Raw genomic sequence first — 13,130 nt, 5'->3', positions numbered from 1 at the left:
AGTTGTTATCTCAGCACCAGCCGGAGCGCCGCTTGCGTTTCCTTGAGCAGCGGCAGGTAACGCTCAACCATCTCCGCTGCGGCCACGTGGGCTGCCGGCGCGCCGATGTTTAGCGCCGCAACGATCCGGCCGCGGTCGTTTTCGAGCGGCACTGCGATCGAACAGAGACCGAGTTCGAGTTCCTGATCAATCAACGCATAGCCCTGGTCGCGCACACGGCGAAACTCGGCGATCAGGTCCTCCGGATCGGTCTTCGTATAGGGCGTGTTTGCCTTGAGGTTCGATCGGGCAAGGATCTCTCGTGCCTCATGCTCCGGCAGTGCCGCGAGCCATACCCGCCCCATGGAGGCGCAATAGGCCGGCAGGCGCGACCCCGTCGTCAGGTTGATCGACATCACCCGCTTTTGCGAGGCGCGGGCGATGTAGACGATCTCGGTTCCATCCAAGACCGAGGCCGAGGCGCTCTGCCCGGCGCGGTCGGACAATTGGTCGAGATAAGGTTGGATGATCGTCGGCAGCGGCGTTGCCGAGAGATAGGCATGGCCAAGGCGCAGGATCTTCGGCGTCAGCGCGAAGAACTTGCCGTCATAGTCTGCATAGCCGAGCTCGGAGAGGGTCAGCAGCGACCGGCGCACCGTCGCCCGGTCAAGCCCGGTAATCTTTGACGCCTCGGCAATCGACAGTTTCGGCCGGGTTTCATCGAAGGCTTCGATCACTGCCAACCCGCGCGCAAAGCCGCTGACGAAGTCCGTTTCCCGCATCCTTGCCTCCCAAATCATCGCCAACGATTTTGTGCGATATACGAACAAAAGTCAAATATCGCACAAAATGTTTGACCGAGCGTTTCGATCGGCGCTTATTGGCATCCGGAAGAGGAAGGCGCCGGCTGCCCGTGGGGCGACGAAGGCCACGAACAGATCACTGAGACCAAGAGAGGAAACATGGCGAAGATCGTTTCGCTCGCCGAGGCTGTCGGCGACAATGTCAGGGATGGCGACACCGTCGCCATGGAAGGCTTCACCCATCTGATCCCCTATGCCGCGGGGCATGAGGTGATCCGCCAGGGTCGCAAGGACCTCTATCTGGTGCGTATGACGCCGGACATTCTCTATGACCAGCTGATCGGCGTGGGTGCGGCGCGTGGCATGAAGTTTTCCTGGGGCGGCAATCCCGGCGTCGGCTCGCTGCATCGCTTCCGCGACGCCGTCGAAAACCAATGGCCGCGGCCGCTGGAGATCGAGGAGCATTCCCACGCGGCGATGGCCAACGCCTATGAGGCGGGTGCCGCCAACCTGCCGTTTGCGACGCTGCGTGGTTACATCGGCGCCGACCTGCCGAAGGTAAACCCCAACATCAAGTCGGTCACCTGCCCGTTTACCGGCGAAGTGCTTGCGGCCGTACCGGCGATCCGCCCTGACGTCACGATCATTCATGCGCAACGCGCAGACAGGAAGGGCAACGTGCTGATCGAAGGCATCGTCGGCGTGCAGAAGGAGGCGGTTCTTGCCGCCAAGCGCTCGATCGTCACGGTGGAGGAGATCGTCGACGAGCTCAACCCACCGTCGCCCAACTCCCTCGTGCTGCCCCGCTGGGCCGTCACATCGGTTGCTCACGTTCCGGGCGGCGCCTTCCCGTCCTATGCGCACGGTTACTACCCGCGCTCCAACGCCTTCTACATCGGCTGGGACGAGATCGCCCGCGACCGCGATAGCTTCACCGCCTGGATCAAGGAAAACGTGCTCGACGCCAGGCCGGAAGATTTCGCCAAGCATGCCGGCAACAAACCGGCAAAAGCGGCCTGAGGGAGGATAGAATGAGCGACTTCACCCCTACCGAAATGATGACCATCGCCGCTTCCCGGGCGCTTTCCAACGACGACGTCTGCTTCGTTGGCATCGGCGCGCCCTCGGCCGCCTGCAACGTCGCGCGGCTGACGCATGCACCCGATATCACGCTGATCTACGAGAGCGGCACGGTCGGCACCAAGCCGGATGTGCTGCCGCTTTCGATCGGCGACGGCGAACTCTGCGACACGGCCCTTTTCACCGTGTCGGTGCCGGAGATGTTCCGCTACTGGCTGCAGGGCGGGCGTATCACGACAGGCTTCCTCGGTGGCGCCCAGATCGACAAGTTCGCCAACCTCAACACCACGGTCGTCGGCCCCTATGACCACCCGAAGGTGCGTCTGCCCGGTGGTGGCGGCGCTCCGGAGATTGCCTCCAATTGCGGCCGCATCTTCATCACCATGGCGCTCTCCAGGCGCGGCTTCGTCGAGAAGCTGCCCTTCATTACCTCCATGGGCCACGGCGACGGCGGCGACCACCGCGAACGGTTGGGCATGAAGACCAAGGGACCGACGCGCGTCATCACCGACCTCTGCATCCTGGAGCCGCATCCGCAAACCAAGGAACTGACCGTCGTTTCGATCCATCCCGGCGTCACGCGCGAGCAGATCGTCGAGAATTGCGGCTGGGCGATCAGGTTCGCCGAGGAAGTGATCGAGACGCCGGCCCCGTCCGAACTCGAACTCAAGACCCTTCGTGACATCAACGCTCGCACCAAGAAGGCGCATCAGGGCGACAAGGAGGCTGCGTGATGGCCGAGGCTTTCATCTGCGACTACATCCGCACCCCGATCGGCCGGTTCGGCGGCTCACTCTCATCGGTGCGGGCCGACGATCTCGGCGCAATTCCGCTGAAGGCACTGATGGAGCGTAATGCCGATGTCGACTGGGACGCCGTCGACGACGTGATCTTCGGCTGCGCCAACCAGGCGGGCGAGGACAACCGCAACGTCGCGCGCATGTCGCTGCTCCTGGCCGGCCTGCCGGTCGGCGTCACCGGGACGACGATCAACCGGCTTTGCGGCTCCGGCATGGATGCGGTCATCACGGCAGCCCGCGCCATCAAATCGGGCGAAGCCGAGCTGATGATCGCCGGTGGCGTCGAGAGCATGTCACGCGCGCCCTTCGTGATGCCGAAGGCCGATGCCGCCTTCTCCCGCAACGCCGAAATCTACGACACGACCATCGGCTGGCGCTTCATCAATCCCCTGATGAAGAAGCAATATGGCGTCGATTCGATGCCAGAGACGGGCGAGAACGTCGCGGCTGACTTTCACGTCAGCCGCGAAGACCAGGATGCGTTTGCTGTGCGCAGCCAGGCAAAGGCAGCGGCCGCGCAGGCCAATGGCCGGCTGGCGAAAGAGATCGTTTCGGTGACGATCCCGCAGCGCAAGGGCGAGCCCGTTATCGTCGATCGCGACGAGCACCCGCGCGCGACGACGATGGAGGCGCTTGCCAAGCTCGGCACGCCCTTCAGACAAGAAGGCGGCACGGTGACCGCCGGCAACGCCTCCGGCGTCAACGATGGCGCAACGGCCCTGATCATCGCCTCGGAAGCGGCAGCGAAGAAATACGGCCTCAGGCCGATCGCCCGCATCCTCGGTGGGACTACCGCCGGCGTACCGCCGCGCATCATGGGCTTCGGCCCGGCTCCGGCATCGAAGAAGCTGATGGCCCGCCTCGGTCTCACGCAGGCGCAATTCGACGTGATCGAACTCAACGAGGCCTTCGCCTCGCAGGGGCTCGCCACGCTTCGCGACCTCGGCATTGCCGACGACGACCCGCGCGTTAACCGCAACGGCGGCGCGATCTCACTCGGCCACCCCCTCGGCATGTCTGGCGCCCGCATCACCGGCACGGCGGCACTCGAACTGCACGAGACCGGCGGGCGCTATTCGCTGTCGACCATGTGCATTGGCGTCGGCCAGGGCATCGCCGTGGCGCTGGAACGGGTCTGACCACGGAAAAGTACCGTATGAAAAGCAAAGAGCCCGGCCTCTTTCCAAGGCCGGGCTCTTTGCTTTTGGGTGCTGCGTCGGTCGGCGGGCAATAATCTGCCTTCCCATCACTCCGACCAGATCGCGACGTCGACCGGGCCGAGCTTGCGGCCACCGACATGGAAGGTTGCGCCCGCAGACGCCCGCACGTCCACCGCCGTCTTGCCGTAGTTGAAGGCGAAAGTGAGCTTGCCGCGGCGGGTGATGCGCAGATCGCCAAGATCGGCGAGCGCCTCAACCGAAGCCCAGCCGAGCGCATCGCCAATCACCTTGTCCAGGAGCTCGCCGCGTGCACCCGTTGCCATGTAGCGTGCCTTGTCGTTGCCGACGAGCGCCGGAGCGCCATTGCGATAGTCGCCCTCGAAGGTCGCAAGCACGGTTTCGTTGGTGCGAACCGTCTCGCGCCAGACGCCGGCCGGATAGGTCTCGTTGCCGTAAAGCACACTCTCGCCGTGGAATTCCGGCAGCGACTCGACACGCGCGACGCTGACGTCGATCAGCGCGGCGAGCGGACCCGGCGGCAGCCCCTCCGGAATATGCATGTCCTCGGTCTTGCTGCCACTGCGCGGTCCGAAAAGCACCTTGGCACCCGACGCCGCAAGCTTTTGAACGAAGGCCTGTTCGGGGATCACGAGGTCGGGTGCCAGCACCAGCTGGTAGCCTTCGAGGTCCGAGTGCTGGCCGATGATGTCGACATCGACGCCGAGGCGGGCGACGGTCGAATACCAGTCGAGCGCGATCTGCGAAGCCAGATAGGTGCGGCCCTGCGGCAGCGCCCGGGTCGCCCAGCGCGAATTGTAGTCGAGCAGGATCGCGACTTTCGCCTTCTCGCGGCGCTCGCCCTTCGGCAAGCGCTTCATCTCATCGGCCACCTGCGCGACTTCGAGATAACCCTGGTCCGCCTCGCTGTTCGGAAGCAGCAGGCCGGCATGGAACTGTTCCTGCGCAAACGGCACCTGGCGCCAGCGGAAATAGGACACCATGTCGACGCCATGGGCATAGGCGAGCCACGTCCAGAGCCGGACCATGCCGTCGGCCGGCGACTGATTGTGCGAGGCCCAGTTTACCGGGCCCGGCTGCTGCTCCATCACCCAGACACGACCGTTGCCGACGGCGCGGTAGAGATCGTGGTTGAAGGCCGGCTGGTCGGGATCGCCGACGCGCAGATACCGGCCCTTGTCTTCCGACGAGAGACGACCATTGAGCAGGCCACCCATCGGATAGACGTCCCACGACGCGATATCGATGTCCTCGCCGACCTTGTAATGGTCGAAGTCGGTGTTCTGCGACATGAAGTTGTGCGTCACCGGACGGCCCGGCGAGTGCTTGCGGATGATGTCGACCTGCGCCTTGTTGAAGCTCTTCACCTGGTCTGAGGAGAAGCGGATGTAGTCGACGATATGGGTCGGGCTCGGCTCTTCGACGAGGTTGTTCGGAAGCTCGACCTCGTCGAAGCTCAGATAGTTCATCGCCCAGAAGGCCGTACCCCAGGCGCGGTTCAGTTCCTCAACCGTGCCATAGCGGGCCTCAAGCCATTCGCGGAAGGCGCGCAGCGCCTCGTCGGAATAGCTGTAGATCGTGTCGTGGTCGCCGTACTCGTTATCGGTTTGCCAGGCATGGACGAAGGCGTTTTTGCCGTAGCGCTCGGCCATGGCTTCGGAAATCCGCGCCGCCTCGATGCGGTAGCGGCGGCTGGAGAAGCAGTAGTGACGGCGGGCGCCGAACTTGCGCACCACACCCTTGACGTCGACGGGCAGGATGTCCGGGTAGCGGTCGATCAGCCACTTCGGAGGTGCGGCGGTCGGTGTTCCCAGAATGACCTTAAGACCGGCCTTGCCGAGCACCTCGATCGCGTCGTCCAGCCACTCCCAGTGGAATTCGCCCGAGCGGGGCTCGATCTTCGCCCAGGCGAATTCGCCGATGCGCACCCAGGCAAGGCCGAGCTCGACCATGCGGCGGGCATCCTCTTCCCATTTTTCGCGCGGCCACTGCTCCGGATAGTAGCAGACGCCGAGTTCCAGCATGTCCGTCTGCTGTTCTTTGGCGTCGAAGCGGTTCGATCTCGTCAGGGGCATGTGCACGGGTTCCGGTCCTTCGTCATGTCTTACGGCCGGTTGGGTCCGACCTCGGGTTTTGTCTGTGCGCCCTCGAATATAAACGTTTATATTCAAGGGCATGAATGAGCGCCCTGAGCGGGCGTGAAATTCGTCAACGGTTCGGGTTCAAGCGGTCGTCGCAACGCTCGATCAGGTTCGGCATGAGCAGCGTCTGCAGCGCTTCCGGCGGCTCACCCTCCATGCGCCTGAGGATATAGGCGCCGAGCAGGCTGCTCGGCTCGCTGATCGGCAGGTAATAGGTGGTGATCGGCGGCGCGAAATACTGGCTGACGTTGAGATCGTCGGTGGCGTTGATCACCGCATCGCGGCCATGCACCAGCCCGCGCTCGTGGAAGCCCGAGAAGGCGCCGAGCGCGGAGGCTTCATTGGCGCAGATATAGGCGGTCGGCGGGTTGCCGAGCTCCGACATGGTCAGCACGTTCTCGCGGCCGAAAGCCGGCGTCAGACGGCCATGGGCGACGAGCGCCGGATCATAGGGAAGCCCCGCGACATCAAGCGCATGCCTGTAGGCTTCGTGCCGGGTGATGCCGTAGCTTAAGTCCGAGAGCGGGTTGAGCAGCGCGATGCGGCGATGACCGCGCTCGGTGAGACGCGCCATCGACACCCGGATCATCTGCTCGTTGTCGGCATCGACATAGGCATGCGGCGCATTGTGAATGCTGGTGCCATAGGTGACGAAGGGGAAATCGGCCGCCTGCATCGTGCGGATGCGGGGATCGTCGGCGCGGGTGCCCGAGATGATGATGCCATCGGCCTTCTTCAGCGAAACGATCTGCTTGATGACCGCCTGGCTCTCCTCGAAATTGCGGACCGCATAGAGCGAGACGCGATAGGGACTGTCTTCCAGCGCCCAGGAAATGCCGCTCAGGAGCTGGGCGTATTCGACGCCTTCCCATTCGTTCTGCTTCGGACCCGGCGCGGTCATGATGGCTGCGACCTGATAGGTCTTGCCGGTGCGTAACTGCACGCCATGCATGTTCAGTTCGTAGCCGACGCGTTCCGCCGCTTCGATCACGATCGCGCGCGTCTCCGGACGAACCTGAGGCGAATGCTTCAGGGCCTTGGAAACGGTGGCGATGGAAAGCCCCGTCTCGTGCGCAATGGTCTTGATCGTCGGTCTCTGCATGGCGGTTCTGCTCGTCACGGGTTGTCAGCGCTGAGCGATGCTGCCAGCACAAGATAGACTGCGGATGTCCAGGCGAATGCGCGATCGCGAAGGCCCCTCCCCGAGCGCGCGTCGAAGTTTTCGGCCATACCGCTTTTGCTCGCAAGTGAACAGAACTTTTCCGCGACTTCGCGCGCGAGCTCAATCTTCCCTTGCCGGCGCAGTCCATCCCAGAGAAGCAGTGTGGTCGGCGCCCAAATCGGCCCGCGCCAGTAACCGTCGTCTTCGTAGAAGGAACTCTTCGGGCTTTCCGTCGCCGGGCCCCATTCGGTGATGAAACCGCCGGCGACGAGCCGCGCGACAAGCTTCTCGCGCATGTCGGGCGTCAGCCGCGAACCGAGCAGCAGCGGCATGAACTGGATGAGGTTTTCGCCCGGCAGTATCCGCTCCGGATCCGCAGCGAGCCGGGCGCCAAAGGTGTCGCCGGTCCAGAGGCGCTCGAACAGCAGCACCTGCAGGTCGTCTGCCTTCTGCCGCCACACCGCCCGGCGTTCTCGATCGTCTTCAAGAAGCTCGGCCAATGCCTCGCAGGCAAGGATCAGGAAAACCGGCAGATCCGGCGAGATCACCGGGCCGCCTTCGGCAAAGAAGGTGGCGTTGTCCCAGCCGCTGTCGTTGCCGTGGAAATAGGACGGCAGGCTCGTGGCATCTTTGCGTCCATGGGTCAGCCAGTAATCGACCTGTCGGCCGATGGCGTCGCGCAGGTAGGACTTGCGCTCCGCTGTCAGGAAGCCCGGATTGGCAGCTGCGATCAGCGACACCGCCCAACCGTGCACCGGCGGCTTGGTGAAGGCAAAGAGCACGTCGCGGTCGTTGATGTAATCCGGCAGCAGGCCGGAGGCGTCCTGGTGGTCGAAGATTGCTGCGAACTGATCGAAGGCGAGATCCTGATCGAAGGCCGCAACGCCCAGCGCCGAAAAGGCGTTGTCCCAGCTCCAGATGTTGATCATGTGGTTCTTGGACATGTAGATCGCCGGCCGCGTCAACGCGCCACCGGCCGGCACGCCGTTCGCCCAGAGCAGATAGCTTGCCAGCCGATGCGCCTCGCCCTGGCCGTCAACACCTCCGGGAACGCGCGCGTGCCACACAGAGAATTCTGCCTTCGCATCCGAAAGCGCCTCGGCGAACCGACCGGGCCGATCAGCCGGCGGCACGGTGCGGAAGAAGTCGACATTGCCCTCGAAGGCACCGGTCCCCGAAAAGGCGAAGGACACGTCTTCGGAATGATCGCGCTGCCAGGCGCCGGTGACCTTCAGGTCGCCGGTGATCGCCCGCGGGATGAACTTGACGTTTTCGACCGCAGCGACGAGGCAATCCTCTCCGTTCGGCGTGCGGTAGACATAATCGTAACGCGAGCCTTCGAGATGAAAGCGTACGCCGGCTTGTCTGCCGGATATGTGCAGCCGCTCCCCTTCGCCGATGACGAAGGTGACTTCGCCGTCACCGACGCGTGCGTCGAGTCGTTCGGGTGAAAGCACGAGCACCGGGGCCACGGCCCTGCCTTCCGCATCGAGAAATTCCACGCGGCAGAGGCGACCGAGCGATGGCCGCTCGTCGCCGCCTGCCACGTGGCGGAGATAAAGTGCCCGCTCGCCGTCGCGGCCCGGCACGCGCATCATCGAGAGCGTCAGGAACCGGCCCCTGCGGCTGAAGGGCACGGTATCGATGTCGAACAGCATGCCGTTATCCCTTCACCGACGAGCCGACTGCGCCATCCATGATGTAGCGCTGGGCGACGAAGAAGAGGGCGAGCGGCGGCAGGCAGAGGATGACCGTGATCGCGGCGATCGAGGTCACGTCCACCTCGTGCAGGCCCTTGAACATGGAGAGGCCGAGCGTGAGGGTGTATTTCGACTGGTCGTTGAGGAAGATCAACGGGCCGAGATAGTCGTTCCAGGCATTCATGAAGTGGAAGGTGCCGACCAGCACCAGGGCCGGCATCATCAGCGGCAGATGGATGCGCCAGTAGATGTCGAAAGCGTTGGCGCCATCCATGCGGGCCGCCTCGTCGATCTCCATGGGCACAGTCATGATGTACTGGCGCAAAAGGAAGACGAAGAAAGCATCGGCGAAATAGGCGGGCACGATCAAGGGCTTCAGCGTGTTGATCCAGCCGAGCAGGTTGAACTCCATGTAGAGCGGGATCATCTTCACGTCCCACGGGATCATCATGGTGGCGAGCAGCAGGATGAACAGCGGGTCGCGGCCGGGGAAGCGGAAGCGGGCAAAGCCATAGGCAACCAGCGACGACGAGATCAGCTGGCCGATCGTCGACAGCACCACGACGATCACCGAATTGGTGAGGTAGGTGCCGAAGGGCTGCTTGTCCCAGGCGGCGGCAAAGTTCTCCCAGTGCCATTCCGACGGCCAGAAGACTGGCGGGAACTGGTAGAGCTCGGCGGAGCTTTTGATCGCCGTCATGAAGGTCCAGTAGAACGGCGCGATGAACAGCGCCGAGAGCAGGATGAGCGCGGAATAGAGCAGCGTCTTACGCATTGTGCTCTCCATCGTTCTGGCGGACTTCGCCTTCGTAATAGACCCAGGCAGCCGACCAGCGCATGACGCCGAGGCTGAGCAGGAGCACGATGATGAACATCACCCAGGAGCCGGCGGCGGCATAGCCCATGTCGAAATACTTGAAGGCGTTGTCGTAGATGTACATGGCGAAGAAATAGGTGGAGCCGAGCGGTCCGCCCTTGGTCAGAAGCAGCGCGATCGTCAGCTGCTGGAAGGCCGAGATGATCGAGGTGATGAAGGTGAAGAGCAGCATCGGCCCGAGCATCGGCAGGGTGATGAAGACCATCTGCGCCCAGCCGGGAACGCCCGAAACGGTTGCGGCCTCGTAGAGCTCCTTCGGGATGGCTTTCAGGCCCGTCAAGAGGATCAGCATCGTGCCGCCGAGCCCCCAGAGGCTGGCGATGATGATGGCGACGATCGCGAGGTTGGGATCGCCGAGCCAGTTCGGCCCGTCGATTCCGACGAAGGAGAGCATGAAGTTCAAAAGCCCGTATTCCCGGCTGTAGATCCAGCTCCAGATCGTCACCAGCGCGACGCCGGAAATGACGCTCGGCAGGTAGAAGGCGGTGCGGAAGAAGCCGCTGGCGAAGGTAATGTTATGCAACATCAGCGCCAGCAGGAACGACATGACGATGTTGAACGGCACATAGATTGCCGCAAACTTGACCGTAATCCAGAGGCTTTCCCAGAACTGCGGATCCTCGAACAGCATGGAACGATAGTTTTCGAGCCCGACGAACGTGCGTTCACCGACGACGGGCCAGTCGTAGAAGCTCATTGTCAACGAGAAGACGAGCGGGCCAAGCGTGAAGAACAGAAACCCGAGGATCCACGGGGAAATGAACAGATAGGCCGCGATGTGGCGGGCGAAGGCCGAGCGCTTGCGCTTGGCCGCGGCCGGCACTGCGGCTGTTGCATAGGTCATGTCCATCTCCCCGGGCTCCCTTGTCTTACTTGATCAGCCGCTTCGAGCGGGCAACCGCCTCGTCGAGATGCTGCTTGGCATTGCCCTGGTCGATCATCGTCGCCTCGATGGCGCGAGCGAGATTGTCCTGGACCTTGCCCCAGTTGGCGTTCTTCAGGAACGCATGGGTTTCGGTGTTGGAGGTCGCGAGAATGTCGAAGAACGGCTTGTAGATCGGGTCCTTGGTCATGCCCTTTTCTTCCGCAACGCTGGTGCGCACCGGCAGGTCGTTGATGCGCATGGCAACCGCTTCCGGCGAGGAGAAGAACTTGACGAATTCCCAGGCGAGGTCCGGATGGGCCGCATCCTTGGCGATCGAGATCGCCGAAACGCCGAGCGCCGAGTGGGCGGTCTTGTCGCCGAACTTCGGCAGTGGTGCTACGCCATACTTGATGCCGGATGCATCGATGCCGGACTTCGACCACATGGCGCTCTGGAACATCGCGATCTTGCCGCCCTTGAACAGCGTGCTGCCCGACGTGTCGTCGCCGAGGTTCAGCGTGATCGCTTCCTGCTTCTTGGCCATGTCGCCGAACATGTCGAGGACTTGGGCGGCGGCGTCGCTGTTCATGTAGCCGTCGATCTTTTTGCCATCGTCGGAAATGTACTTGGTGCCGTTCGACCAGAGGAACTGCTCGAAATCATAAGGGTCGGGCTTGGCGTCGACGGCAAAGCCATAGACCTTGTTTGGCTCGTCGCGGAACTTGGCAGCCTTGGCGCGCAGGTCGTCCCAGGTCCAGCCGTCCTTCGGTTCCTCGACGCCGGCCCTGGCGAACATGTCCTTGTTGTAGAACACCACCTGGGTGGTGAAGCCCGACGGCATGCCGTAGGTCTTGCCCTCGACACGAACCGTGTTCATCAGGCCCTTCGGGAAATCGTCCGGCTTGATCTCGGCCGCATCCTTGGCGATCAGATCGTCGAGCGGCTTCAGCGACGTGTAGTATTGCGGGAAGTTCCACATATACATGACATCAGGCGGGTTGCCGGCACCGAAGGCGGCGATCAGCTTCTGATCGTAACCGTCGGCGTAGGGTTCGACCTGAACCTTCACGCCTGGATGCTTTTCCTCGAACTTCTTGGCGATTTCCTGCTGGATCGCCAGGCTTTCGTCCGTATCCCAGGTCGCAAAACGCAAGGTCTCTTCTGCGCGAGCCGTGGCGGTTCCGGCGATCGCCAGAACCATCAGCGAGCCGATGATCGACTTCCTGTTGAGCATGTTTCTCCTCCTCCTTCGGGTTACGCGACCCGCTTTGCCTTTTCCTGATTGATGAGCGCCTGCGTCTCGCCATCGAGACGTCGGGCAACCGCCTGGCCATCGCCGTCGAACAGATGGCAATGCTCGGCCGGCAGACGCAGATGCACGCGCTCGCGGGCGGAAACCGGATGCGTGCCGCGCACGACCGCGGTCATGTCGCCACCATTCTGAAGGCTGATATGGACGTGGCTTTCCGTGCCGAGCCGCTCGACGAGGCGCACGTCGCCGACGAGGTGACCCTCCTCGGCCGAAACCAGCTCGATCTTGTCCGGGCGAATGCCGAGCGTCACCGACTTGGGCTTGGCGACCGGTGCGGCCGAGAGCATTTCGAGCGTGAGCGGATGGGCGAGACCACCGCCGTTGAGCGTCACCGCCGTATCGACCTGCGACGTCACTTCGGTGGTCACGAAGTTCATGCGCGGCGAGCCGATGAAGCCGGCGACGAACAGGTTGGCCGGCTGATAGAAGAGTTCGAGCGGCGTACCGAACTGGCTGACCTTGCCCTTGTCGAGCACAACGACACGATCGGACAGCGTCATCGCTTCCACCTGGTCGTGGGTCACATAGATCATCGTCACGCCGAGACGTTCATGCAGCGCCGCAAGTTCGACGCGCATGGTGACGCGCAGGCCCGCGTCGAGGTTCGACAGCGGCTCGTCGAGCAGGAAGAGCTTTGGCTCACGCACGATCGCGCGGCCGATCGCCACCCGCTGGCGCTGGCCGCCGGAAAGCTGGCGCGGCTTGCGGGCCAGCAGTTCCTTGATGCGCAGGATGTCGGCAGCGCTCTCGACGCGGCGGTCGATCTCGTCGCGTTTCATGCCGTTCAGCGCCAGACCGAAGGACAGGTTCTTGCGCACGTTCATGTGCGGATAAAGCGCGTAGTTCTGGAAGACCATGGCGATGTCGCGCTTGGCCGAAGCGACGTCGGTGATATCGCGATCGCCGAGATGGATCGAGCCGCCGTCGAGATCCTCGAGGCCGGCGATCGAGCGCAGCAGCGTGCTCTTGCCGCAGCCGGACGGACCGAGGAAGCAGACGAACTCGCCGTCGGCGATATCGAGGTTGATACCCTTCAAGACTTCGAGCGAACCAAAGCCTTTGCGCAAATTGTCGATGCGGATCGCTGCCAACGGGCCCTCCCTGCCGGCGGAGCACTGCTGCGGCCAACGGCCGAGTTGCAGCACCAAGTTAAACGTTTATATGCACGATAAAAACGTTTAACTTTCTTGTAAAGCGGAAAATCGCATCGATCCGATTTTGCTGTTGAGAGCA

General features: G+C 62.9%; 11 protein-coding genes. 3 read left to right on the top strand and 8 right to left on the bottom strand.

Annotation, left to right across the window (positions count from 1 at the left end):
* Positions 1 to 5: 5 nt before the first annotated feature.
* Positions 6 to 761, bottom strand: a complete 756-nt coding sequence (locus tag OVA00_RS05820) for an IclR family transcriptional regulator (RefSeq protein WP_034805852.1) — start codon at positions 759 to 761, stop codon at positions 6 to 8.
* Between the two features lie 180 nt (positions 762 to 941).
* Here OVA00_RS05820 and OVA00_RS05815 point away from each other — a divergent pair, with 180 nt between their 5' ends.
* From OVA00_RS05815 to pcaF, 3 genes are read left to right on the top strand one after another with little or no spacing between them, the layout of a single operon-like run.
* Entirely contained in the window at positions 942 to 1,802 is an 861-nt protein-coding gene (locus tag OVA00_RS05815; RefSeq protein ID WP_060580997.1) for a CoA transferase subunit A, read from the top strand.
* An 11-nt stretch (positions 1,803 to 1,813) separates the two neighbouring features.
* Complete coding sequence (locus tag OVA00_RS05810; RefSeq protein WP_060522042.1) at positions 1,814 to 2,596, top strand: CoA-transferase subunit beta; 783 nt, start codon at positions 1,814 to 1,816, stop codon at positions 2,594 to 2,596.
* Complete coding sequence (gene pcaF, locus OVA00_RS05805) at positions 2,596 to 3,801, top strand: 3-oxoadipyl-CoA thiolase (RefSeq protein WP_268088335.1); 1,206 nt, start codon at positions 2,596 to 2,598, stop codon at positions 3,799 to 3,801. Before OVA00_RS05810 ends, pcaF begins: the two co-directional genes overlap by 1 nt.
* Positions 3,802 to 3,908: 107 nt before the next feature.
* Here pcaF and OVA00_RS05800 read toward each other — a convergent pair whose 3' ends face one another.
* From OVA00_RS05800 to OVA00_RS05770, 7 genes are all read right to left on the bottom strand, one after another.
* A complete protein-coding gene (locus OVA00_RS05800) occupies positions 3,909 to 5,921 on the bottom strand; it encodes a beta-galactosidase (protein ID WP_268088334.1) in 2,013 nt (670 codons plus the stop codon).
* A 127-nt stretch (positions 5,922 to 6,048) separates the two neighbouring features.
* Entirely contained in the window at positions 6,049 to 7,083 is a 1,035-nt protein-coding gene (locus tag OVA00_RS05795; RefSeq protein WP_268088333.1) for a LacI family DNA-binding transcriptional regulator, read from the bottom strand.
* A gap of 14 nt (positions 7,084 to 7,097) precedes the next feature.
* Positions 7,098 to 8,801 carry an amylo-alpha-1,6-glucosidase gene (locus OVA00_RS05790; protein ID WP_060601643.1) on the bottom strand — a complete coding sequence of 568 codons (1,704 nt, stop codon included), beginning with the start codon at positions 8,799 to 8,801 and terminating at the stop codon, positions 7,098 to 7,100.
* A gap of 4 nt (positions 8,802 to 8,805) precedes the next feature.
* Positions 8,806 to 9,618, bottom strand: a complete 813-nt coding sequence (locus OVA00_RS05785; RefSeq protein WP_268088332.1) for a carbohydrate ABC transporter permease — start codon at positions 9,616 to 9,618, stop codon at positions 8,806 to 8,808.
* Positions 9,611 to 10,564, bottom strand: a complete 954-nt coding sequence (locus OVA00_RS05780; protein ID WP_234798784.1) for a carbohydrate ABC transporter permease — start codon at positions 10,562 to 10,564, stop codon at positions 9,611 to 9,613. Before OVA00_RS05780 ends, OVA00_RS05785 begins: the two co-directional genes overlap by 8 nt.
* Before the next feature lie 25 nt (positions 10,565 to 10,589).
* Positions 10,590 to 11,819 (bottom strand): ABC transporter substrate-binding protein, encoded by a 1,230-nt coding sequence (locus OVA00_RS05775; RefSeq protein ID WP_060581002.1) that lies wholly within the window; start codon positions 11,817 to 11,819, stop codon positions 10,590 to 10,592.
* Between the two features lie 20 nt (positions 11,820 to 11,839).
* Positions 11,840 to 12,988, bottom strand: a complete 1,149-nt coding sequence (locus tag OVA00_RS05770) for an ABC transporter ATP-binding protein (protein WP_060522036.1) — start codon at positions 12,986 to 12,988, stop codon at positions 11,840 to 11,842.
* Positions 12,989 to 13,130: the final 142 nt, after the last annotated feature.

Origin of the sequence: Ensifer sp. SL37 (assembly GCF_026672675.1) — a bacterium.
Lineage (GTDB): Bacteria > Pseudomonadota > Alphaproteobacteria > Rhizobiales > Rhizobiaceae > Ensifer > Ensifer adhaerens.
Note: the sequence above shows the minus strand (reverse complement) of the source record. Positions and strands in the feature narration are given on the sequence as shown.

Coding starts and splice junctions, on each gene's coding strand:
- OVA00_RS05775 (WP_060581002.1), bottom strand. CDS start 11,819: ATGCTCAACAGGAAGTCGATCATCGGCTCGCTGATGGTTCTGGCGATC.
- OVA00_RS05780 (WP_234798784.1), bottom strand. CDS start 10,564: ATGACCTATGCAACAGCCGCAGTGCCGGCCGCGGCCAAGCGCAAGCGC.
- pcaF (WP_268088335.1), top strand. CDS start 2,596: ATGGCCGAGGCTTTCATCTGCGACTACATCCGCACCCCGATCGGCCGG.
- OVA00_RS05790 (WP_060601643.1), bottom strand. CDS start 8,801: ATGCTGTTCGACATCGATACCGTGCCCTTCAGCCGCAGGGGCCGGTTC.
- OVA00_RS05810 (WP_060522042.1), top strand. CDS start 1,814: ATGAGCGACTTCACCCCTACCGAAATGATGACCATCGCCGCTTCCCGG.
- OVA00_RS05815 (WP_060580997.1), top strand. CDS start 942: ATGGCGAAGATCGTTTCGCTCGCCGAGGCTGTCGGCGACAATGTCAGG.
- OVA00_RS05820 (WP_034805852.1), bottom strand. CDS start 761: ATGCGGGAAACGGACTTCGTCAGCGGCTTTGCGCGCGGGTTGGCAGTG.
- OVA00_RS05795 (WP_268088333.1), bottom strand. CDS start 7,083: ATGCAGAGACCGACGATCAAGACCATTGCGCACGAGACGGGGCTTTCC.
- OVA00_RS05785 (WP_268088332.1), bottom strand. CDS start 9,618: ATGCGTAAGACGCTGCTCTATTCCGCGCTCATCCTGCTCTCGGCGCTG.